Source organism: Gottfriedia luciferensis (assembly GCF_002156865.1).
Lineage (GTDB): Bacteria > Bacillota > Bacilli > Bacillales > Bacillaceae_G > Gottfriedia > Gottfriedia luciferensis.
The window spans coordinates 254400-276926 of record NZ_NCTA01000002.1 but is presented as its reverse complement, the minus strand read 5'-3'; the positions used below and the strand labels follow the sequence as shown (position 1 = coordinate 276926).

Annotated in this window: 19 protein-coding genes; 13 read left to right on the top strand and 6 right to left on the bottom strand. The window is 32.3% G+C overall.

Annotation, left to right across the window (positions count from 1 at the left end):
* Positions 1-18 precede the first annotated feature (18 nt).
* The 9 genes from B7R67_RS03520 to B7R67_RS03480 all read left to right on the top strand — a co-directional run bounded on the left by B7R67_RS03520 (position 19) and on the right by B7R67_RS03480 (position 10245).
* Positions 19-801, top strand: coding sequence for a DeoR/GlpR family DNA-binding transcription regulator (locus tag B7R67_RS03520; RefSeq protein WP_088067573.1), 783 nt, complete (start codon positions 19-21; stop codon positions 799-801).
* A gap of 42 nt (positions 802-843) precedes the next feature.
* Positions 844-1716, top strand: a complete 873-nt coding sequence (locus B7R67_RS03515) for a Cof-type HAD-IIB family hydrolase (RefSeq protein ID WP_088067571.1) — start codon at positions 844-846, stop codon at positions 1714-1716.
* A 151-nt stretch (positions 1717-1867) separates the two neighbouring features.
* Complete coding sequence (locus B7R67_RS03510) at positions 1868-2383, top strand: DUF84 family protein (protein WP_088067569.1); 516 nt, start codon at positions 1868-1870, stop codon at positions 2381-2383.
* A gap of 72 nt (positions 2384-2455) precedes the next feature.
* Entirely contained in the window at positions 2456-2773 is a 318-nt protein-coding gene (locus tag B7R67_RS03505) for a thioredoxin family protein (protein ID WP_088067567.1), read from the top strand.
* Positions 2774-2790: 17 nt separating this feature from the next.
* Positions 2791-3603, top strand: coding sequence for a DUF1444 family protein (locus B7R67_RS03500; protein ID WP_407920366.1), 813 nt, complete (start codon positions 2791-2793; stop codon positions 3601-3603).
* Positions 3604-4209: a YtpR family tRNA-binding protein gene (ytpR, locus tag B7R67_RS03495; RefSeq protein WP_088067565.1), complete on the top strand. Its 606-nt coding sequence runs from the start codon at positions 3604-3606 to the stop codon at positions 4207-4209. It abuts the gene before it with no gap.
* Positions 4210-4485: 276 nt separating this feature from the next.
* Positions 4486-7812: a DNA translocase FtsK gene (locus tag B7R67_RS03490; RefSeq protein WP_088067564.1), complete on the top strand. Its 3327-nt coding sequence runs from the start codon at positions 4486-4488 to the stop codon at positions 7810-7812.
* A 93-nt stretch (positions 7813-7905) separates the two neighbouring features.
* A complete protein-coding gene (locus B7R67_RS03485; protein WP_088067563.1) occupies positions 7906-9021 on the top strand; it encodes a nicotinate phosphoribosyltransferase in 1116 nt (371 codons plus the stop codon).
* 408 nt (positions 9022-9429) lie between these two features.
* Positions 9430-10245: a M15 family metallopeptidase gene (locus B7R67_RS03480; protein ID WP_235822076.1), complete on the top strand. Its 816-nt coding sequence runs from the start codon at positions 9430-9432 to the stop codon at positions 10243-10245.
* 247 nt (positions 10246-10492) lie between these two features.
* Here B7R67_RS03480 and B7R67_RS03475 read toward each other — a convergent pair whose 3' ends face one another.
* From B7R67_RS03475 to B7R67_RS03460, 5 genes are all read right to left on the bottom strand, one after another.
* Positions 10493-12490, bottom strand: coding sequence for an acyltransferase family protein (locus tag B7R67_RS03475; RefSeq protein ID WP_088067562.1), 1998 nt, complete (start codon positions 12488-12490; stop codon positions 10493-10495).
* A gap of 62 nt (positions 12491-12552) precedes the next feature.
* Positions 12553-12717 carry a hypothetical protein gene (locus B7R67_RS22020; RefSeq protein WP_158095011.1) on the bottom strand — a complete coding sequence of 55 codons (165 nt, stop codon included), beginning with the start codon at positions 12715-12717 and terminating at the stop codon, positions 12553-12555.
* A 116-nt stretch (positions 12718-12833) separates the two neighbouring features.
* Positions 12834-13706, bottom strand: a complete 873-nt coding sequence (locus B7R67_RS03470) for an RsiV family protein (RefSeq protein WP_088067561.1) — start codon at positions 13704-13706, stop codon at positions 12834-12836.
* 25 nt (positions 13707-13731) lie between these two features.
* On the bottom strand, positions 13732-13923 hold the full coding sequence (locus tag B7R67_RS03465; protein WP_088067560.1) for a hypothetical protein: 192 nt from the start codon (positions 13921-13923) through the stop codon (positions 13732-13734).
* A 377-nt stretch (positions 13924-14300) separates the two neighbouring features.
* Positions 14301-15632 (bottom strand): polysaccharide deacetylase family protein, encoded by a 1332-nt coding sequence (locus tag B7R67_RS03460; RefSeq protein WP_088067559.1) that lies wholly within the window; start codon positions 15630-15632, stop codon positions 14301-14303.
* 509 nt (positions 15633-16141) lie between these two features.
* Here B7R67_RS03460 and B7R67_RS03455 point away from each other — a divergent pair.
* On the top strand, positions 16142-18349 hold the full coding sequence (locus B7R67_RS03455) for a sensor domain-containing protein (protein ID WP_235822075.1): 2208 nt from the start codon (positions 16142-16144) through the stop codon (positions 18347-18349).
* 383 nt (positions 18350-18732) lie between these two features.
* Here B7R67_RS03455 and B7R67_RS03450 read toward each other — a convergent pair whose 3' ends face one another.
* Positions 18733-18915 carry a hypothetical protein gene (locus B7R67_RS03450; RefSeq protein ID WP_088067557.1) on the bottom strand — a complete coding sequence of 61 codons (183 nt, stop codon included), beginning with the start codon at positions 18913-18915 and terminating at the stop codon, positions 18733-18735.
* 607 nt (positions 18916-19522) lie between these two features.
* Here B7R67_RS03450 and B7R67_RS03445 point away from each other — a divergent pair.
* The 3 genes from B7R67_RS03445 to B7R67_RS03435 are packed head-to-tail and all read left to right on the top strand — an operon-like array spanning position 19523 to position 22067.
* A complete protein-coding gene (locus tag B7R67_RS03445; protein ID WP_088067555.1) occupies positions 19523-20278 on the top strand; it encodes a DUF2087 domain-containing protein in 756 nt (251 codons plus the stop codon).
* Positions 20279-20298: 20 nt separating this feature from the next.
* On the top strand, positions 20299-20667 hold the full coding sequence (locus B7R67_RS03440; protein ID WP_088067641.1) for a GIY-YIG nuclease family protein: 369 nt from the start codon (positions 20299-20301) through the stop codon (positions 20665-20667).
* Positions 20664-22067, top strand: a complete 1404-nt coding sequence (locus B7R67_RS03435; protein WP_208615625.1) for an MATE family efflux transporter — start codon at positions 20664-20666, stop codon at positions 22065-22067. Before B7R67_RS03440 ends, B7R67_RS03435 begins: the two co-directional genes overlap by 4 nt.
* Positions 22068-22527 lie beyond the last annotated feature (460 nt).

Here is a 22527-nt window from a genome sequence, read left to right as displayed (position 1 = left end):
ATATTAGTGGAGGAATAAATGGCAGTTTTACCTGAAGAAAGAAAAAACGAGATTTTAAAAGAACTGAATAAAAAGGGAAAAGTTAAAGTTGTTGAGTTAGTTAAGCAATTTAACGTTTCAGAAGAGACAATTCGCAGAGATTTAACGATTTTAGAAGAAAAAGGCCATTTAAAAAAAGTTTACGGTGGCGCAATAAAAACAGTTTATTTAAACGAGGAACCTTCTTTTACACATCGTACGACAGTGAATCAGGAAGCAAAGGTAAAAATAGGTAAAAAAGCAATTGATCTGATTTCAAATGGAGATGTAATTGCAATTGATGTAGGAACAACTATGCTTGAATTTGCTCAATGTATTGAAAATAAAAAAGACATTACGATATTGACTAATTCATTACCAGTCTCATCTTTACTAACGGAATCTTTAAATCAAAATAAGTTTACAGGACAGATTTTATTACTCGGTGGAATAGTTGATCCAAAACAACAATCGATTAGCGGTAGTTTGACAGAACAATTATTAAATCAATTTAATATTGATAAAGCATTTATTTCTGCTGGCGGTGTTTCAACTCAAAATGGAGTAAGCAATTATCATTTACACGAAACATTAATTTCACGAAAAATGGTAGATGTATCTAAGCAAGTAATTTTATTAACTGATTACTCAAAAATTTGCGTTGATACATTTTGTAAAGTTTGTACTCTTGAAAAAGTTGATGTGATTGTATGTGACCACCCCTTCCCAGAAGAATGGAATGAACATGCAAAATTAGAAGAAATCAAATGGATTCAGGCATAGGGACAGTTAAATACAGCACTAATGTAAAGGGGCTACGAACCAATGAGTTTTATTGCAATCGATTTAGATGGGACATTATTAAACAACGAAAATGAAATAAGTGAAGAAAATATTAAAGCAATTAAATTAGCGCAAGAAAATGGTGTTGAAGTAGTTATTTCAACTGGTCGAGCCTACTTTGACGTTCAAAAAATTTGTGGAAAATCAGGAATTTTACCATTCGTAATCGGAACAAATGGTGCAACAATTCATTCTAAAGATGGCGAATGTATATCATCCATTGCAATACCTAAAATTCATGTTGAGTCGATTGTAAAATGGCTTGATGTACATGATTTTTATTACGAAGTATTTACTGAAAAGAATATTTTTTCTCTTAAAGAAAAAAGGGAAAGCTTCCAGAATGAGATCAATCGTTTAAAAAGAGCGGACTTAGATGAAGATACGAAAGAACTAGTTAGTATTGCCGAAAGACAGTTTGACCAGTTTGGATATATTTTAGTAGAGAACAGTAACGATATATTACAACAAAATGATGAAGTATTTAATATTCTAGCCTGTTCTTTTGATAAAAATAGATTAGCAGAAGCTAGAAAACAATTTAGTAATTGTAATGAGTTGATGGTTGTATCATCAGCGGATCACAATATTGAAATTACTAGTCGTTTTGCATCAAAAGGATTAGCATTAGAAAAATTAGTTTACCTATTTAATGGTTCACTCGATCAATCAATGGCAATTGGTGATAGTAATAATGATATTTCGATGTTTGAAAAAGTTGGGTATAGTGTTGCGATGGGGAATGCGAAGGACGACATCAAGGCTCTTTGTTCAATGTCCACGCTTAATAACGATGAAAATGGTGTTGCATATGCTATTAATCAATATATTGATACTTTTGTAGTCAAAAAATAAAAGGATAAGATTCGTTGAATATCCTCTCTTTCCTACTTTCCCTAATATGAACGCATGAAGGTACTTTCATTTTGAATGTATCTTTTTTGTTGTATATTAAAAGTGTATATAACTAACTTAATAATAAAAACAATTGGTGGGAGTTACAGGGATGAAAATAATAATAGGTTCTTTAAACCCGACTAAAGTAGGAGCGGTAAAAAAAGTCTTTAATCAGTTTAATGTTGAAGGATTAAATGTTCCTTCAGATGTTTCAAACCAACCTATGTCAGATTTTGAAACGATGCAAGGTGCAATTAATCGGGCACATAATGCGAAAATTGCAGGTAAGTCAGAAATAGGCATTGGTTTAGAAGGTGGCGTCATTATAGAAAATGAGCTGCTATTCCTCTGTAATTGGGGTGCCCTAGTATATGAAAATGAAGTGATATTAGCAAGTGGCGCTAAAATTTTATTGCCATGTGAATTTATTAAAGATTTACAAAATGGAACAGAGCTTGCAGTACTTATGGAACGATATACAAATGAAAAAGATATTCGTAGTAAAGAAGGGGCTGTAGGTATTTTTACAAATGGCAGAATTACTCGGACACAAATCTTTGAACACATTTGTGAACTACTTTTAGGTCAATATGAATTCAAAATAATTAAAGAAGTATCTAATTGATAAGTCATCCTTTTTGCATATCGAAAAAAATAAGATAAAATAAAAGAAAACGAATCGAGAGAGGGTAATCGTATGGAGAAAATTACTTCAATTGAACAATTTACACAAGCGAAACAAGGAGAAAAAGTAGTATTTCAATTTTCAGCAGATTGGTGTCCAGATTGCAGATTTTTAGATATGTTTTTCCAAGAGATTATTGATGAGAATAAAGATTTTACTTTTTATTATGTAGACCGTGATCAATTTATTGAGTTATGCCAAGAACTAGATATCTTTGGAATACCTAGCTTTGTAGCTTTTAATAATGGCGAAGAAATTGGGCGATACGTAAATAAAGATCGTAAAACAAAAGAACAAGTAGAAGAGTTTCTTGAAGGACTTAGAGGTTAATAAGGTAGGTAAAACAATTGGCTAAAAAAACAACGTTAGACATAAAAAAAATGATAGAAAATCGCCTTGGTAATGAAGAATGGCGTTTTATATATGATCGTGAAAAAGAAGACCTTCGAATTGAAGGGATTGAAAGTAAAAAAGGAATGAGTGTCTCTTTAAATAGTGCAGTTGCAAAGTATGAAGCTGAAGGCGAAGTGGCATTTAATGAATTAATTTATTATGTCAAAGAGGCACTTTCTGCAATGCACACTGTGACTGTTTTTCTTGAGGACCAAGTTCGACCAGTTATACGAGCTACTTCGTTCCCGACCGAAAAGGAAGAGGGAAATTCATTTGTTACAAATGAACATACAGCCGAAACAAGAATCTATTATGCAATTGACTCAGAAAAAACGTATCAACTAATTGATGAAAATTTATTAAGCAAATCTGGCTACACAAAGGAAAAACTTCATTCGATTGCAGTTTTAAATTTACAGAAGATGCCTGTCCAGGTAAAAGAAGACATAGTTGCTGATAATACTTTTTATTTTGTGCGAACAAACGATGGTTATGATGCAAGTAGAGTCCTGAATAGTACATTTATGAAAGAAATTCATTCGAAAATAAAAGGGGAGTTATTAATTGGAATTCCTCACGGTGATGTACTAATCCTTGCTGACATTCGAAATAACATAGGTTATGATATAATGGCGCAAATGAATATGAGCTTTTTTGCAAGTGGTAAGATACCGATTACTTCTCTTTCATTTGCATACGAAGATGAAAAGCTTACGCCTGTATTTATACTAGGGAAACAGAAGAATCAGACAGAGAGGAAGAAATAAGTGAATATTTTTTATAATAAAGAAGGAATTGGTGACACTCTTTTAATTACATTAAAACAAATTCCAACTGAGGATCGTCAGGTTGAACGTAAAGGGAATATTGCACGTGTTTATAGTTCAGTAACGAACGAAACTGTTGCATTTAACGTATTTGAAGCTTCTACATACGTAGATGTTCAAGAAAATGGCGTTGTAACAATCACAGAACACATCGTTAACACAGTTAATGAATTATTAGCTAAAGAGGGATTTACAGATTCATTAGTGTTAGATCTTTCACCTAAATTTGTTGTTGGATATGTTATGGAAAAAGAAAAGCATCCAAATGCAGACAAACTAAATATTTGTAAAGTAGATGTTGGAACAGAAACATTACAAATTGTTTGTGGTGCACCGAATGTAGAGCAAGGTCAAAAGGTAGTTGTTGCAAAAGTTGGTGCAGTAATGCCATCAGGTTTAGTCATTAAAGATGCTAATTTACGTGGTGTTGATTCATTTGGAATGATTTGTTCAGCACGTGAGCTAGATTTACCTAATGCTCCACAAGAAAAAGGGATTTTAGTTTTAGAAACTGACGCTGAAATTGGGAAAGCTTTCTTTAATTAATTATATGAACAAAAAATGCTAGGACCAGTAATTGGTTCTAGCATTTTTATTTTACATTAAGAAAACTACGGAGCAGAAACTAAAGGCTCGCCAATCGTCAGTTTTCATTAAGATTTTTCATATTAGAATCAACATTTTACTATGAATTTATTAATATTACATAATTAAAGTCGAAATATGTTATTTATGGCACTATTTGTAATAATATTGTGTTTTTTGTCATTAGGTCACATGGTAAAATAGTAGATACGAAATGAAATAGAGAGAGTGAGAAAAATGAAAAAATGGTTAAAGAGCCTTTTTAAGGCAAATAGCCTTAATGAGATTGAGGAAGAGTTTGAAGAAAAGCCAGTTGAGGCGAAAGTTTATCAATCACACTCTGTCGACAAAAATAAAAGCGAGCGTCCAAATTTTAGGTTTCCCCTTGATTTAGATGAGGACGTCCCAAATATGAATGAGCAAACGATTGTTGAACCAGCATTTCAACAACAAAAAAAATATGATTTCTGGGAAAATCCACCACAAACAACAAACAGAATAAATAGAGAAGAAAATCAACATGCATCTAATCAGAGAAACAATTTAGTAAATCATAATTTTGAAACGAATAATCAAACAAGACAGTTTGTAACAAATCATGTTTCAAATCATGTTTCAAATCGTTATGAAGAAAAACCGGTTGAAGTGAAAATTGAAAAAGAAGTAGAAAAAGAAGAAAAAGTAGATATTGTATTTCGCCCAAAAAGAAAAACACCTTTTAAACCAAGTGAATACATTTCGCCAATATATGGTTATCAAAAACCTTCTGTAAAAGAAATAAATGAAGTTAACCAAACAACTTCCATACAGAATCAAGATTTGGAAAATGAATACTCATCATTGGAAATGAGTCCGAATAAAGAAATTGAAAGTATGTCGAAGGATGAAACAATAGTTTCTATTCCTGTGCAAGATAACGTAGGAGTTAATGAATTATCACAAGAAAATGTTGAGACATTATCCGAGAATGTATATTCGAATCAATCAGAACCTGATCAAATTGAATCAATCACTGACGAATTAAATCATTTACCAAACCATGAAATTAGAAATGAATCAGATCATAAAGAAGAGAATACAGAGGAAATAAAAGAAAATCTTGATAATGTCCAATACGAGTCAATTGAGGATGAAGTTGAGAATAACGATGAAACTTTACCACTAAAAAATGAAAGTAAAACTGAATATGTGGATGAAACTCAACATCATGAAGTTAAAATAGATGAGGAGTCGGAAATAAAAAATATTCCGCGGATCACAGAAGTAACGAATACAAATGAGCGCTCGGAAGAAGAAGAGCTTATTACAAAAATAGAAGAAAATGAAAGCGTCATTGCTGAAGATAACTTAAATCAAAATGAATCAATGCATTCTGAGCAGGTTCAAGCAAATAAAGTTGAGGAATCTAACGAAAGTAATCAACATTCTTTTACGGAATCATCTGAACAGGAAATCATTGAAGAAGCTACAAATAAAGATGAACGACCAGAACAATCAGCTCCTGAGAAAAGAGAGAAAAAGCGTCATTTTCCTTTTAATGTAATGATGCTTCGTAGCGATGTTGAGGCTTCACGAAAAGCAAATATTATGAGACAGCTTCGTGAATTACAAAATGAATCAGCTGCTACACTTGAAAAAGTGTCAGAAGAAGCTAATACGACTGAAATTGAGGAAACTACTGTCGAAACAAATTCGCTTGAAAATAATCAAGTGATAGATCATTCTACTTCAATAGAGATTGAGGAAGTAGCTGAAGAAACTAATCCAACTGAAAATGGTCAAGTAACTGACAATACGACTTCGATAGAGACTGGGCAAGTAGCTGAAGAAATCAATCCAACTGAAAATGACCAAGTAGCTGATCATACGAATCAAATAGAGTCTGAACAAGATGCCAAAGAAACAAATTCGATTGTAACGAAACCATCTGAACAAAGTGAATTAAAATCATTCGATGAATATACAGTTGAATCAACTGAAATGAAAGCTATAGTAGTTGAAAATCATCAAAGTCATTATGACAATTCTAAGCTTCAAGTAGATCTTGAACCTGAAAATAATATAAAAAGTAATTTAGAAGTTACTAACTCTGAAGTTGGAAAGATTGAAGAGCACAAAGAAATAGTAGATGAATTACCAGTAATGCCACCTGTACTATATGAATTGCCAGAGTTAGATTTATTAAATGAACCACCAGTGGAGCAGTTTAATGATGGAGACTGGGTTGAAGGTCAAAAAGAGCTACTTCAAGAAACCCTACATAATTTCAATGTTGGTGCAAAAGTAATCGCTGCAACTCAAGGTCCGACTGTTACCCGATTCGAAGTACAGCCTGATCCAGGAGTGAAAGTAAATAAAATAACAAATCTTCAGGATGATATTAAATTAAGCTTAGCTGCTAGAGACATTCGGATAGAGGCGCCAATTCCAGGTAGAAGTGCAATTGGTATTGAAGTACCGAATAGAGAGAGCAAGCCAGTTTATTTAAGGGAATTAGTAAGTGAAGAGAAGTTTCTTCAAAGTGAGTCACCATTAACAGTAGCGCTTGGGTTAGATATAGGTGGAGAGCCAGTCTATGCTGATATTGCAAAAATGCCACATGGTTTAATTGCCGGAGCTACTGGTTCTGGTAAAAGTGTATGCATTAATTCAATCTTAGTTAGCATCTTATATAAAGCAAAACCACATGAAGTGAAATTAATATTAATTGATCCTAAAATGGTTGAGTTAGCACCATATAATCATATTCCACACCTTATTTCTCCGGTAATTACTGATGCTAGAGCGGCAACTGCTGCTTTAAAATGGGCTTGTGATGAAATGGATAGACGTTATGATTTATTTGCACATGCAGGGGCTAGAGATATTAAACGATTTAATGATTTAGCAAAGAAAAAAGGCGCTTATAATGACGCATTACCATACTTAGTTATTATTATTGATGAGTTAGCTGATTTAATGATGGTATCTCCTGGGGATGTAGAAACTTATATTTGTCGTATCGCTCAAAAAGCAAGAGCATGTGGTATTCATTTATTAGTAGCAACGCAAAGACCATCAGTTGATGTCATTACAGGTATTATTAAATCAAATATACCGACGAGAATTGCGTTTACTGTATCATCACAAGTAGATTCAAGAACAATTATCGATATAGGCGGAGCGGAAAAGTTACTTGGACGAGGAGATATGTTATTCTTAGATAATGGAAAATCTCAAGCAGTCCGATTACAAGGAGTTTATGTCTCAGATGATGAAATTGAGCATGTTGTAGAGATTGTAAAAGATCAACAAAAACCGAATTACTTATTTAATCAAGAGGAACTTGTTGCAAAAGCAGACGCACAAGACGTAGATGATGAACTTTTCAAAGAAGCAGTAGAGTTTGTTATTGATCAAAAAGGGGCTTCTGTTTCGATGCTACAAAGACGTTTCAGAATTGGTTATAACCGTGCGGCAAGATTAGTTGACTTAATGTTTGATCACGGTATCGTATCAAATCAAAATGGTAGCAAACCACGAGATGTGCTTGTTACATTAGAAGAGTTTCGTTCTGAGGATTAATTTTGAAAATCGGTAAGAATTAAGTAACGAATGGTAAAGATTTTTTAACCCATACTAGAAAAATAGAACGATACAATCAGCAGGTGAAGATTCATGGAAAAAGAATTAGATTTAAAATTACAAGGCAAAATAAACCGATTAACAAACCAAACATTTAAATTCGACGAACGAATTGGTGAAGGTTGGTTCTCAGCGGTATACTTCTTAAAGACGCGAGAAATTATTCGAAAAAAAAAGCCAGATACAGAAGTAACAATGCAATTCTTCCAAAGGGAAAGTGCAGTATTATGTGGTACGGATGAAGCAATCGCAATCCTTCAAACATTTGCAGATAATCCAGAAAAACTGATTGTCCATTCTTTAAAGGATGGCGATAAGATTGAGCCATTTGAAACGGTATTAACTGTAAAAGGTAAATACGCAGATTTTGGCTATTTAGAAGGAATTATTGATGGAATTTTAGCTCGACGTACATCTGTAGCAACAAATGTTTACAATGTAAAACACTCAGCAAAATCAGCAGGTATTAAGAAACCTATTATTTTTATGGGAGATCGTGATGATCACTTCACTACACAAGCTGGTGATGGCTATGCAGCATTTATTGGAGGAGCAACTGCACAAGCAACTCATGCAATGAACGAGTGGTGGGGCAATGAAGGTATGGGGACTATGCCTCATGCTCTAATCCAAATGTACAATGGTGATGTTGTAGAGGCTGCACGAGCTTACACAGAAGTTTACCCAAAAGATGATTTAATCGTCTTGGTAGATTATAATAATGATGTTATTAATGATGCTTTAAAAGTAGCGCGAGAATTTGGCAATAAATTAAAGGCGGTACGTGTTGATACATCGAAAACAATGATTGATCAGTATTTTATTTCTAATCCGGAATTGTTAGGAACATTCGACCCAAGAGGTGTTAATCCACCATTAATTTATGCATTACGAAAAGCACTGGATCAAGAAGGGTATAATCATGTTCAAATTGTAGTAAGTGGTGGATTCACAGTAGAAAGAATCTTATCATTTGAAAAACAAGGTGTACCAGTAGATTTATATGGTGTAGGTGGAAGTTTATTAAAAGTTAATATAGGATTTACAGGGGATAATGTTGAGTTAAATGGAGAACCACAGGCAAAAGTTGGTCGAAAACTCCGTGAAAATCCTCGCTTAGAAAAAGTAGAAATGCGTCCTAGATTATAAAAAGATTGGCTTTGTTAATGTTAATTGTTGATTTCTTACAAAACACATTTTTGAATAAGATTTTATACAATTTAAAGAGATTGATTGGAGTGGAAGGTGGGAGACTCCTATGGGAGTAGCGGGAAGGGTGAGACCCCGCAGGCTTGCCGAGGAGGCTCAGCTCACGCCCCATGGAAAGCGAGCATCCTGGAACGGAAATCATCAACATTCTTTTTTAACAGAGCCTTGTTTTTTAATTAAAATTTAATCATAATTTGTAAATAAAAAAAATGTCAGATTATAAAACTTTTTGTATAATTAAATCGTCTATTGTAGAGAAAGAAAAAATATTGTTAGGATTTGTTTCGATTTTAATGATGTGGTTAGAAATAAGAAAAGTACGATATTCGTACGAGAGGAGAGAATTAATTGGCAAGAAGAGGAAATCGTCGTAGAAAAAAAGCTATGGTAAGAATTGTAGTTACTTCTTTAGTTTTAGTTGTAGGTGCAGTAAGTGCTCTAAATTATCACCATAAAGACGAGAATGTTAAAACAATGGTCATTAAAAAAGATGATAAGGTAAAAACAAACATTGTCAAAAATGATGATTCACTACATTTTCCGGATTACTATAAAACAACAAAAAAAGATGAGAATGGATTATTAGAAGTATTAAATATTGATTCGAATTTAGTTTTAGTAAATAAAGATAGAAAGCTACCTGATGGGTATGAACCTGATGATCTAATCTATCCATCAATTCCATTAAATGGAGCCGTTAAAGAAAAAACAAGAATGAGAAGTGAAGCTGCACATGCATTAGAGAAACTTTTTGCAGGAGCATCTGCTGATGGCTATACATTAACAGCTGTTTCTGGATATCGTTCGTATGATCGACAAGTTGCTCTTTATAATAATTATCTTGCTACACGCGGTGAAGAATGGACGAAAGCATATAGTGCATACCCAGGAACAAGTGAACATCAAACTGGACTGGCAATGGATGTATCTTCCCCTGCATTTGGAAATGCTTTAGAAGTAGATTTTGTCAAAACAGCTGAAGGTAAGTGGTTGGCAGATCATGCACACGAATATGGATTTATTATTCGTTACCCAGAAGATAAAGTAGAGAAAACACACTATCACTATGAACCATGGCATATTCGATATGTCGGTGTAAAATACGCTACTTATTTATACAACAATCATCTTGCACTTGAAGAAGCTATGCCAGCGAAGAAATAACAAAAAAGGGACAAGCCCCCATAGGGTGGATAAATTCCCAAAAGTGAAGTTCAAATAAATGTTTATAAATTTAAAGGGGTGTCTCTTAGTCAATTAGACTTAGGAGACAGCCCCTTTTTGTACATTAAGAAAGTATAAATTGGCATTGGTGTAGAAAATTGATTGTTGTTCCCAATTTTAGGGATTAAGTATAAGTGCAACTAAACCCTGTTTTCACCTAAAGGCTCACCAATCGGCGAGTAAATTCCTATTTCCACGCTTCGATTGCATTTATTAGTAGAGAAGCAAATACTTTTGCACCATCAGGTTTTAAATGAACACCATCTGCTGAAAAATATGAATTATGATTCGCACTCGCTTTATGCCAGTCAACGACCTTCGTATTCGAATAACTGCTTGAAACTTCATTTAAGGTTTTATTAACCACGGACTCCCAAGGTCTTGGTACACGTGTGTTTACAAAAATGATTTTTTTCTGCTTTCCTATTAATTCAATTAATTGGCTCATCTGTTTTTTTGTAAATGCGCCGTTTGTACCAAGCTCAATGATCACAAAATCTCCAAGTGAATTTGTTCTTTTAGCCTGCTGAATAATCTTAGTAGCTTCAGAAAACTGTCTACCGATTTTAGCATCTACATTCAAAGATGAATATTTCTGTTTAAGATATGGTATTGAGTTAATAACAACAGAGTCTCCGATAATAAATATACTCTTGTTGGAATGGGCAGGTGTATTGTTTACAACTGGTTTCTCATTGTTTTTTGGGGGTTGAGTATTATTACTGTTCGGATCATTTGTATTTGTAGATTGACCATTTTTGCTTTGTTCAGGTTCTTTATTTGGATTATTTACATTTGGCTTTTCATTTTGATTAGCTGATTGATCATTATGATTTTGTTGATTTGGTTTAGATACATGTTCTTCATGATTATCATTAGAGGATGAAGGTTTATTCGTTTCATTCGTAACAGTTTCAGAAGATTGCTTTGAAACAGTGTTAATAGATTCTATTTCCGAACTAGCCTTTGCTCCTTTAGCTCCAGGAAGAGCAGCTAATCCAAAGCTTGCTACCGCAGTTATTAAAATAAACGTACTAAGTATAGCGATATGTTTGAAACATAAATCTTTGAATTTAATTTTACCTGCAAGTAAATTCTTCCAAATTGTCTCTAACTTTCCTTTTCGAATAGGATTTTCAATATAATGATATGAAAGTGCAGCAAGCCCAAATATTAAAGTAAGTTGAAGAATTACTCTAAAAATTGAAATGTCACCAGTGTTTACTTTAGGGGAAAGTAAAACAATCACAGGATAATGCCATAAGTAAATACCGTAAGAACGTAATCCAACCCATTTCAATGGCTTCATAGCTAGGAATCTACCAATCTTACTTACAGGGTGAGCAAGAGCAGCGATTAACATAGCTGTGGAAATTGATAATAGGAACATTCCGCCTCGGTATAGAAAACTATCGTATTGATTCGTTTTTCCAACCATGAACAGGAAAGTAAGCATTCCGATAATTCCAATAGCATCTATTGTAATCTTCCCAGATTTTGTAACATTATTTGAAAGTTTTCGGCTAGGCCATACTAACGCAAGTGCTGCTCCTATTAATAAAGAGAAAGCCCTTGTATCTGTACCATAATAAACCCTACTAGGATCACTTCCTGGCTCATATATAACTGCCATTAATAGTGCAGAAACGATTGCGCCAATTAATGTAAACAAGACGAGTCGATCTTTATTTTTAATAAAGCGTAAGCCTAATAAGATTAGGATCGGCCATAGAATATAAAATTGTTCTTCAACTGCTAGTGACCAAAAGTGATTTAATAATGAAGGAGTACCAAATGACTCAAAATATGAAAGGTGATGAAATATATACCACCAATTACTGTAATAAAAAAGGGCTGCCTTTGAGTCTTGCTTTAAATTTCCGAGTAATGAAGAATCAAACAATGAAACAAATGCAATAATAAATAATAATAGAGTAAACATTCCAGGTAACAGTCTTTTTGCACGACGAATCCAAAAACTTTTTAAGTCTATTTTTTTATTGATACTCCACTCAGCAACTAAGAGGTCAGTAATCAAATAACCCGATAATACAAAAAATACAGTTACACCTAGGAATCCACCTGATGCCCACGAAAAGTTTAAATGATATGCAATGACTGATAGTACTGCTAAAGCTCTAAGTCCGTCTAATCCAGCCATATAACGAGACTTTGTATTAGACATTATAGTAGCCTCTTCGTTTAAACACTTCGTAAACGATTTCTCTTTCAAAGTAATTTGCGCTTTTAAAAACTAATTTCTTTTGAACCGTAAAGTTCATTATCAATTACCCCTTCCCCTAACATGTTATTTATATTAGCCATTTCTTTATACATTAAGAAAGTATAAATTGGCAGCGGTGTAGAAAACTGGACGTAGTTTCCAATTTTAGGAATTAAGTATAAGTGCAACTAAGCCTCTGTCTTCGCCTAAAGGCTTGCCAATCAGCGAGTTTTCATTATCTATAGGCTTATTGTCTTCGCTCAAAAGAGAGCCAAATCTCATTAGTGAGATAGGCTCTTTTAAATTATTTTATATAATGATGCCCTACTAAAATGTTTGAAAGGATTTCCGTTGGGATAACAAATTCCACAACACCCATATAACCAGGAGCAACTTCGTACTTATCAAATGATATAACTAATTTATGATCTTTATTTATATAGAAATTTTGATTTTCTTTAATACTTACGAAAGGATCAATTGAATAATCTAGTTTAGCTTCAGGTATCCAATAAATTTTTCCTTCATCTTTCTTCATCTGATCTTGCATTTGTTCTTTAATATTTTCACTTATAATTTTGACATATGATTTATCTTTAAAAAGAATCGGTAATGAGAGTAAGATTTCTTTCTTTTTATCAATCGTGTCAAATTTCATTGTCGTTGAGGAAGAGGCAGCAGTATTAACAACATATCTTTCAATAGATAAAATGTCTTCATTATCTGATTTAACAACATATCCGCTATCAATGCCTAAGTGGGCACCAGATCCCTTTTTGACTGATTCTATTTCTTTTTTGAATTGACTATATAGCTTTTGATTTTCCTCTAAGTATTTTTTGTTCAAACTTTGCTCTAATTCTTTATCTTTTAAATTTGAAACAGCGGGGACTTTTAACTTTGCCTTATAAGTTGGTTCATCTACAGTATATTCAGTAAAAGTAAGGACATTAACAACATTTTTTAATACTGGAACATTTGATAATGTTTTCGCGAATGTTGAACTAGTATTTATCGAAAGGACAAATAGTGCAGCAGTTGCAAGACCTGTTATTGATTTAAAAGGGAATTTTTTTTGCGTTGAACGTTTAATTGCTTTTTTAACAATAATATCCAGATTATCCGGGATAGGTACATTCTTATAGTCCGATCTTAATTTTTCTAATTTTTTATCCAACTAATTGGCCTCCTAAAAAATAAGTTCATTTCATTTTAATCCGGAGTATTTCTAAAGCTTTATATAAACGGGTTTTAATTGTATTTGGACTTTCTTGTAAAATATCTACCGCATCATCCGGATTTTTCACGTAGCTAAAAGCTAATCTATAAAAATCATCTTTATTATTTATAATAAAGTCTACAAGTTCCTTTTCTAAGTGAGATTTCCCCTTCATTTAAAGAGCTCCTTTTTTGAGATACGTATCTAAGAAGGTATACATAATAAAGACGCATACCGGTTTGAAAAAGTTTTTAAAAAAATAAAAAACATTTTTTTTATTTTTATGATAAAAAATTTGCCTTTTTTTGGGCCTAAGTTAGTAGTATAACGATGGTGCATTCATTCGTAAACAGGATAAAGACAATTCATTAAAAAAATAAAAATTTAAATAATTATGGAGTTTAGGGAAGGTTAAAGGATCGTGTCTAATTATTTTGAAGGATTCGAATAAAATGCAATTACTAAACAAACGTTTGATTTTAAAATTGAAGGATAAAATAACGGTAATATAGAAAAATAAAAAAATAGTCACTTTTTAAAGTGACTATTTTTTTAATCTAAGTTTACAATTTTTAGGTTTTTTGATTTAAGATATTCAATAATTTCAGGTAAAGCGTCTAAAGAAGGCTTTGATTCATGAAGCAGGATGATACTACCAGACTCAGCATAGCTTTTAACGTAATGAATGATGTCATTTGTATTACGGTTTTTCCAATCCTCAGTATCTTTATTCCATAGGACCATTTTAAAATTATGTTTTTTCACTATTTCAATCGTCGCATTGTTTTTTGCTCCGTATGGAGGTCTAAATAGGACTGTGTTATTTTTAGTGATATTTGAGATCAAATGACTTGTTTGGACCATATCATTTTCTTGATTTTGATAAGAAAGCTTTGTGAAATCTTTGTGATGCATTGAATGACTACCTACTGAGAAACCATTCGAGTATGCATACTTAACATAATCGGGGTATCTTTGAACATTTTGTCCAATATAGAAAAATGTTCCCCCAGCTTTATAATTTTTTAATAAATCTACTATTTCCTTTGAATATTTTGAAGGACCATCATCAAATGTAAGGGCTACACTACCTTCTGGAATACTGTAATTGATAACATTGTTTAACTTAACAGTCGGATAAATAGGTTGCTGGACAGGCTGGACAGGCTGGACAGGCTGGACAGGCTCAGGCTTCTTGATTTGTGTTTGTTTATTTGCATTTTTAAGATCAGGATCATTTGTTTTTACAAGAGGATTAGATACATTTTGAATATTGTTTTTCTTTTGTGCTTTTTTGTGCTGATTTTTTATTTCTTGTTCTTTCATTTTTAATTTTTGTGCTTTGGCTATACTCTCAGCTTTTGCAGGTTTTTTTCCACAAAATAGAGATTCGGTAGTACAAGTGTGACTTTTGTAGGCTACGATAATAGTAGAGAGAATGCTAATCGCGGCAACTGTGACCCAGCCAATCAGTTTATAGCGATTTGTGGTATCTTTTACTTTATGTGATTTTGAACGTGTGGTTGATATATAAGGTAAATCAATTAATATATTAAGGTCTTTCATGTTTTTAATAGAATGCAATCTAAGGTGATATTCCTCTGAACAAGGAAAATAGATTCGCTCACTATAATCCTTACCCGTTTTGGTTATAAAACTAGTATATTGATTCTTAGCCGCATCCCAAGAACTATTTAAAGAAAGTCTATACTTATAGGATTCCTCAAAAGCAATCATTGATTCCATGAGGTTGGCTGTGTTGTTGTCAATTTCCCAAAGAAGTTCAATTTCTTGTTTAAATAGTAGTTTAATATGTAAAAAAGATTTTCCTAATTTTCGATCAATCGATAAAAGCTCAATAAGTTTTCCAGGGTAAATTGACATGATTGCCTCCTATCTTTTATAGAAATTACTGATTTTCGATTTATTTGAAAGAACATATGAAACTAGACTTAGATGATATATCTTTTGTCATGCTTTTCATTTCTATTATTCTTAAAATATAAAATAGATTTTACAAGACTATAGATGGAGAATTTCTCCATCGAGAACACGGAATTTCAATCTATTAGAATATGTCGAAAACACTATAATCTTCTAATTTTAATTGTAAAGTTCTGTAGGGAATTGTCAATTGGAGATTTGAAAATAGTCCTAATGAAATACAAATCGTTAATAAAATAGCATAGAATGGACTACACTTTTTTTAGAGGAAAGATCCATACTAAGCCATTAGTTTAATAGATAGAATACTATAAAAATTATTTGTAATATTGCTAGCTTAATGAATAATCAAAATAATCTTATTGTGATAAATATTTTTTTTTGATATGTTAAAGAAAAGTGTCAAAAATTGGATTATAATAGGGGATTATCTTAATTAGGAGAAATAAATGAATAATAAGACTGACATGTTAAATTCTAGAAGTCTAACTTTAATTGTAATGGCAATTTTAATTGAATTAGTTGCTACCTTCTTATTTCTACATAACCGTCTAGCACTTGCTTTAGTCAATACAACCTTCACCTTGGTTATTTTACTTATAGTTATTTTATTACTTAAATTCTCAAATAAAAATTCAAATGAACTTCGAAAAGATCGTCAACGATTAGATCATATTTTCGACACACTGGATGTTGCAATTTGGTCACATGATTTAAAAACAAATACATTGCTAATAACACCAGGTATCGAAAACTTATATGGATATTCACTAGAGAAGTTTTATCAAGATTCTACTTTATGGAAGAAGGTTATCCATCCAGAAGACCTAAAAGTATTAGAAGAACGAGAACGTATTCTTTCATTAGGAAAAACTGTAACAAGTATTTATCGTATTATCCGTAGTGACGGAGAGGTTAGATGGATACAAGATAGGGGAATTCCTACAGTAGATGAAAGAGGAAGTTTAATCGATTTCTGTAGTGTACTCTTTGACATTACGAATCGAAAAGAGAGTGAAGATCGTTATCGTACACTTGTTGAAATGTCACCAGACATTATAGCAGTTTATAGTAGGGGGCGAATTGATTATATAAATGAGGCTGGATGTAAGCTTTTCGGTGCATCAAATCAAAAAGATTTAATAGGGAAGCCTCCTTCAAAATTAATTCATCCAAATATTTTAAGAGAAATTAAGGATAATGAACTAGACCTTGACGATTCAAAATCTATGATGAGATTTGAGTTTCAAGCGAACCGTTTAAATGGTGAGAGCATTGAAGTAGAAATGACGACGATGCCAATATTTTATGAAGGAAGGGCCGCAACACAAATTGTCGGACGAGATATTTCGGACCGTAAGAGAGCTGAACATACGATTCAACATATGGCTTATTATGATGTTCTCACAGGGCTTCCAAATCGTAATAAGTTTAGAAAGCATTTAAATGAAGTATTAAGTCAATCGACTAATCAAAAACATGCTATATTATTTTTGGATTTAGATCGCTTTAAGATTATTAATGATACAAAAGGTCATACAGTCGGCGATCAACTACTCCAATCTGTTGCAAAAAGAATTGAATCTGCAATTAATAATAAGGGTATGGTTTCTAGACAGGGCGGAGATGAATTTATCATCTTACTAGAAAATAAAGATACTGAAAAAGTAATTGAAGTAGCCAAAAGTATTTTGAGAGAATTTGCGACACCTTTTGATGTTGATCATCTAGAGTTTTTTGTCACACCAAGTATTGGAATAAGTATGTATCCAGCTGATGGAGAAGATGAAGAAACGTTAATTAAAAATGCTGATACTGCAATGTATTTAGCAAAAGAACGAGGTAAAAATAACTATCAATTTTATTCATCAAAACTCGCTGAACTTGCAACTCAAAAAATGGATATTGAAAAATGGTTAAGAAGAGCGCTTGAAAAGGATGAATTAAAGATTAATTACCAGCCTCAAATAGATTTAGAAACAAATGAAATAATTGGTGTTGAGGCATTACTGCGTTGGCATCATCCGGAGAAGGGGATGATCTCGCCAGCAGATTTTATTCCATTAGCAGAAGAAACCGGACTAATCGTACCAATTGGTAAATGGATTCTCAAGGAAGCCTGTTTGCAAAATAAAAAGTGGCAAGAAGAAGGCTTTAAGCCAATTCCAATTGCAGTTAATATTTCAGTTCGACAAATTCAAGATGAGGAATTTATAGAGTCAGTTACTAGAATACTAGACGAAGTAGGTTTAAAACCAAACTTATTGGATTTAGAAATTACAGAAAGTATTATGCAAGATATTGAAAAGTCTACAAATGTCCTTAATCAGCTAAAGAAAATTGGTCTGAAAATTTCAATAGATGATTTTGGAACAGGGTATTCATCATTAAGTTATCTAAAGCATTTACCAATCGACAGTATTAAAATCGATAAATCTTTTGTAGACGATATAATAAACCATTCAACTAAAGGCGAAATGGTAAAAACAATAATCGACATGGGGCATAACTTAAACTTCAATGTAATTGCAGAAGGCATTGAGAAAAAAGAACAGGTGGAATTTTTAAAGCAAAATCAATGTAATATTGGACAAGGATATTTCTACAGTAAACCAATACCAGTGAATGATTTAGAAAAATTATTATCAAGAGTTTAATAATAGTAAGTCATCCAATTTATAAAATGTGCCCTATTTAATGAACATTAAATATCAGTGTCAGTAATTCTTTTTAATCAAACTGGTTTGATTGTACATAAGGTTGTGGAAAGTAGGTTAGTTCCTTAATCGATAAATGTTTTATTGCTCATAAAAAATTCCGATATCGTTCTTTTAAATTATAAACAAAAGTACCCTATAGGGTAGACCTTTTTTAAGTGTTTATTCTATAGGGTACTTATTATGCCGGTAAATAGCCTATTATACATTAACGTTTTAAGATATATAGTGAATTAAAATTGAAGTCGATACTGTTAAAAATACACTAGCAGTGATTAGAAATCTTGCTAATTTTTTATTTTTCCAGTTTGCTAGACTAAAAATTAGGGTAGAAAATGCAAATGTAAATTTACAGTTTCAACAGAGAGATCATAAGCTATATTTTTTATACTTTGTTTTTCAGGATTCATTACAGTTTCTGCTTGTGCAAGTGTAGGGATTATTGTTCCTACCATTATAGCCGAGATAAATATTGGTAAACTTTTTTTTAATAATTTATTCTTCATTATTGACCTCCTTTAGTTTTAAAAAAAACCTACAAATCTAAAAAACTTTCTTAATATTGGTACAGATTAGATTAATAGAATACGCATATCTAACATCATCTAGGAACTGCTATGCATAATAATCAAAACAATAATTTAGCAGGTTCAGAATTTCTAAAACGAAATTTCATATAGCAAATTAGATAAATTTCCCGTGGATAAAAATGGTATAATAAATATTGTCGCTAAAAAGAGCAATTCATTATGAATTGCTCTTTTTTATGCTAATTTTTATTTTTTTCTAAGTGGTAACACTTTCAAATCCTGAAAAGGTTACTTTTTTGGGGGGAATATCTTTTAATGTTGCAAAAAGTATTTAAAAGACTTTGATTGAAGTGGAAGGTGCGAGACTCCTGTGGGAGTAGCGGGAAGGGTACCGCAGGCTTGCCAAGGAGGCTCAGTTCATGCCCCACGAAAAGCGAGCATTCTGAAACGAAGTATTAATCCATTAATTAAGTTGTTTAGAAATTGACAATATGTAAACATTAACATAATATGTTTATATATTTATAAACAAAGTTATATATTGTTTGTTTAAATATAAACATTTAAAGGAAGTGTTTGTAAAATGGGAAATGTAGACGCATTTTGGGATGCTGAAATATATGAATTGAAACAAGGTTATTCTGAAGAGAAGGATCATTATGTATGTTTATTGTGTAGTGAAAAAATTGAAAAAGGAATGATTTATCAAGACTCAGGTAATTTATATGAAGCTGAAAAATTTATGAAGATTCATATCGAAAAAAATCATCATTCAGTTTTTGACTATTTAATTCAACTAGATAAAAAATTAACAGGCCTTACTGAGCATCAAAATCATCTTTTGCGCCTTTTTTATCAAGGCAAGAGTGATGCGGAAATTCAGAAGGAAACTGGAATTGGGAGCACTTCAACAATTAGGAATCATCGTTTTGTTTTAAAAGAAAAAGAGCGACAAGCTAAATTATTTCTTGTAATGATGGAACTTTTAAAGGAAAAGGATCAACATGCACCAACGTTTTTGCCTCTCCATAAAACAGCAAAATTAGTCGATGATCGCTATAACATTACAGAAGAAGAGAAAGAAAAAAGTTTGTTGAAGTATTTTCCGGAAGGTACAGATGGTCCAATGAAGAAGTTTCCGTTAAAAGAGAAACAGAAGCTTGTTGTTTTAAGAGAAATTGTTAAACGATTTACACCAAACAAGAAATATACAGAGAAAGAGATAAATGAAGTATTAACAACTGTTTACCATGATTATGTCGTTTTAAGAAGATATTTAATTGAATATGGATTTATTGATCGAAAACCAGACGGAAGTACTTATTGGTTAAAAGTTTAGTAAAAGAAAGGTTGATAAAAATGGATCGAAAAAAAGAATTAAAAATGCAATATAAAGAGGCAAAAATCGAAGCGGGTATTTATCAGATTAAGAACACGAAGAATGAAAAAGTGTTTATAGGAAGTACAAAAAATTTAAAAACATTAAATGGTAAGAAATTTGAGTTAGAAATGGGTGCTTGTACAAATAAAAGTCTTCAAGAAGAATGGAACACATACGGAAAAGATGCATTTCTTTTCGAGGTGTTAGAAATTTTGAAAGATGAGGAGATTAGTCCATTAGGTATAAAGGGAGATTTAAAGAAACTTGAGGAAAAATGGATGGAAAAAATGCAACCATTTGGTGAACGAGGATATCATTCAATGAATAGTAGAGATGAGAAAGTATGATTACATCAGATGTTCAAGAAGAAAAAAGTCCTTTAGAAAATAAGAAAGAGAAACTTACTTTAATCCGTCCAATGACTATGTTTTTAATTCCTCTGCTATTAAGCAATGTACTTCAGTCCATTGGTCAAGTCTTTAGCATGATCATCGTAGGTAAATGGCTTGGAGAAAATGCTTTAGCTGCAATTTCAGCTTTCTTTCCACTATTTTTCTTTTTGGTTTCATTTATCATTGGTATTGGTTCGGGAAGTTCAATTTTAATCGGTCAGGCGTTTGGCGCAAAGCTTGATGAAAGACTAAAAGCAATCGTAGGAACTACTCTTTCGTTTACTTTTATACTTTCGATAGCACTCGCTATTTTCGGAAATATTTTTATTGAAGATCTGTTGAGATTAATAGGAACTCCTGAGAATATTCTTCCAGTCAGTGTTAAATATGCGACTGTTTTATTCTGGTCTATTCCAGTGATGTTTATTTATATGGTATATACGACTCTTATGAGAGGTATTGGAGATTCCAAGACGCCGTTTTATTTCCTTATAATTAGTACCGTTTTAAATGTTTCTCTTTTACCACTATTCGTATTTGGGTGGTTCGGAATTCCGAAGCTAGGAATATATGGAGCGGCTTATGCCTCTTCTATCTCAACAATTTTGACATGTATCGCGCTTTTTATTTACTTATATAAAACGAAACATCCTCTACGTCTTAATTCTTCGATAAGGAAATATCTACGAATAGATACTGACCTATTAAAGTTACTTTTAGAGTTAGGAATTCCAACAAGTATAAATATGGTGTTTCTTTCAATATCTGAAATAGCTGTTATTACTTTTGTTAATCAATATGGGTCTGAGGCTACAGCTTCTTATGGTGTTGTAAATCAAATAGTTAGTTATGTTCAAATGCCTTCAATTTGTATCGGTATTGCGGTGTCTATATTTGCAGCTCAATCAATCGGGGCAAATCAGTTTGAGAGATTAAATCAAGTCGTAAAAATAGGATTATTCCTCAACTATGCGTTAAGTGGCTTATTTATCTTATTAACTTATCTTTTTTCAAAACCGCTTTTAAATTTATTTTTAACAAGTCATAGCACGATGACAATTGCAAACGGCTTATTAATGATTACAGTATGGGGTTATTTAATATTGGGTCATTCATTTATTTTAACTTCAACGATGCGTTCTAGCGGGACTGTACTATGGCCAACGCTCATTAGTATATTCGTTATTTGGTGTATCGAAGTACCTGTAGCATATTTATTATCAAATTACACTTCCTTAGGAATGAAAGGAATTTGGGTTGGATACCCTATAGCATTTATAGTCGGACTGGGGTTAAACTATTTTTATTATAAATTATTTTGGAAAAAGAAACGTTTAGCTCGACTAGTAGTATAAAAAACAATCGCTGCTTCGTTGCTTCGCCCCCGAAAGACAAGTGATTTCAATTAGTCTTAAAAATTCATAGGGATCTACACTAGTCCAAATCTTTTTAGATTGGTCTCAGACTGTTGACAAACGCTCGCTTTCTTCGTTGCTTCGCCTGTCTGTGGTGCTCATTACCGTTAATGGTAACTCCGCTCCTCGCCAGGCTTCGCGCCTCGAAAGACAAGCGTTTTCAATCAGTCTGATAATCAGATAAATAGGACTTTGTCTACATACTGAGACCAAATCTTTTAGATTGGTCTTTTTCTTATTTTTTTGGCTATGTTAATGTAATATGTTGATATTTTATACAATTTTTTTAGAAATCAACTAATTATTAAGTTAATGTATCGTATACCTTTATTGTTATAGGAACATACTTTTATAGATGCAAAATGTAAATAATTTGAATGAAAAATTTAATAATAAATAA

What these genes read in the sequence shown, in the direction of transcription:
- B7R67_RS03520 (WP_088067573.1), top strand. Translation starts at nt 19, where the DNA reads ATGGCAGTTTTACCTGAAGAAAGAAAAAACGAGATTTTAAAAGAACTG.
- B7R67_RS03515 (WP_088067571.1), top strand. Translation starts at nt 844, where the DNA reads ATGAGTTTTATTGCAATCGATTTAGATGGGACATTATTAAACAACGAA.
- B7R67_RS03510 (WP_088067569.1), top strand. Translation starts at nt 1,868, where the DNA reads ATGAAAATAATAATAGGTTCTTTAAACCCGACTAAAGTAGGAGCGGTA.
- B7R67_RS03505 (WP_088067567.1), top strand. Translation starts at nt 2,456, where the DNA reads ATGGAGAAAATTACTTCAATTGAACAATTTACACAAGCGAAACAAGGA.
- B7R67_RS03490 (WP_088067564.1), top strand. Translation starts at nt 4,486, where the DNA reads ATGAAAAAATGGTTAAAGAGCCTTTTTAAGGCAAATAGCCTTAATGAG.
- B7R67_RS03485 (WP_088067563.1), top strand. Translation starts at nt 7,906, where the DNA reads ATGGAAAAAGAATTAGATTTAAAATTACAAGGCAAAATAAACCGATTA.
- B7R67_RS03475 (WP_088067562.1), bottom strand. Translation starts at nt 12,490, where the DNA reads ATGTCTAATACAAAGTCTCGTTATATGGCTGGATTAGACGGACTTAGA.
- B7R67_RS03465 (WP_088067560.1), bottom strand. Translation starts at nt 13,923, where the DNA reads ATGAAGGGGAAATCTCACTTAGAAAAGGAACTTGTAGACTTTATTATA.
- B7R67_RS03460 (WP_088067559.1), bottom strand. Translation starts at nt 15,632, where the DNA reads ATGTCAATTTACCCTGGAAAACTTATTGAGCTTTTATCGATTGATCGA.
- B7R67_RS03455 (WP_235822075.1), top strand. Translation starts at nt 16,142, where the DNA reads ATGAATAATAAGACTGACATGTTAAATTCTAGAAGTCTAACTTTAATT.
- B7R67_RS03450 (WP_088067557.1), bottom strand. Translation starts at nt 18,915, where the DNA reads ATGAAGAATAAATTATTAAAAAAAAGTTTACCAATATTTATCTCGGCT.
- B7R67_RS03445 (WP_088067555.1), top strand. Translation starts at nt 19,523, where the DNA reads ATGGGAAATGTAGACGCATTTTGGGATGCTGAAATATATGAATTGAAA.
- B7R67_RS03440 (WP_088067641.1), top strand. Translation starts at nt 20,299, where the DNA reads ATGGATCGAAAAAAAGAATTAAAAATGCAATATAAAGAGGCAAAAATC.
- B7R67_RS03435 (WP_208615625.1), top strand. Translation starts at nt 20,664, where the DNA reads ATGATTACATCAGATGTTCAAGAAGAAAAAAGTCCTTTAGAAAATAAG.